This window comes from Bradyrhizobium sp. (genome assembly GCF_049691595.1).
Lineage (GTDB): Bacteria > Pseudomonadota > Alphaproteobacteria > Rhizobiales > Xanthobacteraceae > Bradyrhizobium.
The window spans coordinates 1-2,480 of sequence record NZ_JBAVNZ010000353.1 but is presented as its reverse complement, the minus strand read 5'-3'; the positions used below and the strand labels follow the sequence as shown (position 1 = coordinate 2,480).

General features: G+C 62.0%; 2 protein-coding genes. Both read left to right on the top strand.

Annotated elements, in window-relative coordinates; genetic code table 11:
* Positions 1–204 precede the first annotated feature (204 nt).
* Positions 205–1,299, top strand: coding sequence for an ISAs1 family transposase (locus WCE35_RS15555; RefSeq protein ID WP_424594230.1), 1,095 nt, complete (start codon positions 205–207; stop codon positions 1,297–1,299).
* A 103-nt stretch (positions 1,300–1,402) separates the two neighbouring features.
* Positions 1,403–2,371, top strand: coding sequence for an SMP-30/gluconolactonase/LRE family protein (locus tag WCE35_RS15550; RefSeq protein ID WP_424594229.1), 969 nt, complete (start codon positions 1,403–1,405; stop codon positions 2,369–2,371).
* Positions 2,372–2,480: the final 109 nt, after the last annotated feature.

The window sequence follows — 2,480 nt, the reverse complement described above, 5'->3', positions numbered from 1 at the left end:
GCCGAGAATTCACGCGCGGCCGGAAAACGCGGGAGCCTTGGCGTGGGTCGCATGTGGAGCTCGCGCACTCAGCCTGCGGCTGAAGCCCTGCTGTCGCTGTCAGGGGAATCGCATTTGGAATTTTGGTCGTTTTGTCGGGATTTGCGCATTTGAGCGAGATGGATTCTACCGGGTTGCGGACGATTCGCAGCTCGGGAGATGGTTTTGGAACGCTTTATCGAATGCTGGGAGGGTTTGGACGACCCGCGCACGGGCAATGCCGGGCTGCACGATTTACATGAGATTCTGGCGATAGCGATGTGCGCGGTGCTGTGTGGCGCGCAAGGCTCGGTGGACATGGGCCTGTTTGCGAAATCGAAGGAGCCGTTCCTGCGCGGTTTTCTCGAACTTGAGAATGGCGTGCCGAGCCACGACACGTTCAGCCGGCTTTTCCGCATGCTCGATCCGGAGCAGTTCCGGGCGGCATTTCAGCGGTTCATGGCCGGCTTCTCCGGGCAATGCGAAGGAGTTGTGGCGATCGACGGCAAGGTTCTGCGCCGCTCGTTCGACCGCGCCAGCGGCAAGTCGCCGTTGCACATGGTCTCCGCCTGGGGCTGCGACCAACGTCTCGTGCTGGCGCAGATCGCCACCGACGCGAAGTCGAACGAAATCACCGCCGTACCGAAGCTATTGGAAATGCTGCGGCTGAAAGGGACGATCGTGACAACCGACGCGCTCAATTGCCAGCGTGCCATCGCCGGCCAGATCGTCGATCAGGGTGGCGACTATGTTCTGGCCCTGAAGGAAAACCAGGCAACGCTTCATGACGACGTTGTGCTGCATCTCAACGACCCCGCCAGCGAGAAAATCACCGCCGAGCCGGTCGTCGATGCCGATCATGGCCGCATCGAAACCCGCACCGCTACGATCTCCACCGACATTGCATGGCTGATCGAAGACCATCGATGGCCGGGCCTGGCCGCCGTCGGCAAGGTCGAGCGCATCCGTGAAATCGCGGGCAAGACGACATCCGAGACCGCCTATTACCTGCTCAGCGCCGCTTTGACGCCCGAACGCTTCAACGAGGTTGTTCGCTCGCATTGGGGCGTCGAAAACCGGCTGCATTGGCGGCTCGACGTCGTCATGAACGAGGATCAGGACAGAAGTCGTCTCGGAAACGGACCCCACAATCTGGCTGTTCTCCGCCACATGGCCCTGAACGTCATGCAAAAAGACACCGAAAAAGGATCGCTCCGGGGCAAGATCAAGCGAGCCGGATGGGATGATGCCTACCTCGCCCGCCTCATGACCCTCTTTTGAAATGCGATTGCCCTGGGGTGAGACTGCGGTTGCTCGCCGCCTGACCGCACGGATGATAGCAAATGATCCTGGTGAGGAACTCAAACAACAACGAGAACGGCAAATGTCCGAGGCATCGTCCCATTCCGCCGGCTGGCAGCCGGCGAGCCATTACCCCGATCCCGCCATTCACGCGCTCGATCCGCGCTTTGAAAAATACTGGCTGAAGCTCTCGGCGGTGGAGCAGCTCGCCACCGGCCTGCGCTGGGCCGAAGGTCCGGTGTGGTTCGGCGACGGGCGCTATCTGCTGTGCAGCGACATTCCGAACCAGCGCATCATCAAATGGGAGGAAGAGACCGGCGCGGTCAGCATCTACCGCAAGCCGTCGAACTTCGCCAACGGCAACACCCGCGACCGCCAGGGGCGGCTGGTCACCTGCGAACATGGCGGCCGCCGCGTTACCCGCACGGAGCACGACGGATCGATCACGGTGCTGATCGACAGCTTCGGCGGCAAGCGGCTGAACTCACCGAACGACGTGGTGGTGAAATCCGACGGTTCGATCTGGTTCACCGATCCGGTGTTCGGCCTGCTCGGCAATTACGAGGGCTACAAGGCCGAATCCGAGATCGACGCCCATGTGTACCGGATCGACGGCGCGACCGGCAAAGCCTCCATCGTCGCCACGGGCGTGCTTGGGCCCAACGGGCTGTGCTTCTCGCCGGACGAGAAAATCCTCTATGTCGTGGAATCCCGCGGCGTGCCGAACCGCAAGATTTTGGCTTACGACGTGGCACCCGGCGGCGACAGGATTTCCAGCAAGCGCGTCTTCATCGATGCCGGTCCGGGCACGCCCGACGGCATGCGCTGCGACATCGACGGCAATCTGTGGTGCGGCTGGGGCATGGGCGATCCCGAACTCGACGGCGTCGTGGTCTACGCGCCCGACGGCAAATTGATCGGCCGCATCGCGCTGCCGGAGCGCTGCGCCAATCTGTGTTTCGGCGGATTGAAGCGCAACCGGCTGTTCATGGCCGCGAGCCAGTCGATCTATGCGCTCTATGTCAACACCCAGGGCGCGTTGGGGGGATAGCTGCCATCCGCATACACTGCTGTCGTCCCTGCGAAAGCAGGGACCCATACGCCGTGTATTCTCTTTGGGCACATGGGTCGACGCTTCCCATCGCAACAGGGGCCTGTGG

What these genes read in the sequence shown, in the direction of transcription:
- WCE35_RS15550 (WP_424594229.1), top strand. Translation starts at nt 1,403, where the DNA reads ATGTCCGAGGCATCGTCCCATTCCGCCGGCTGGCAGCCGGCGAGCCAT.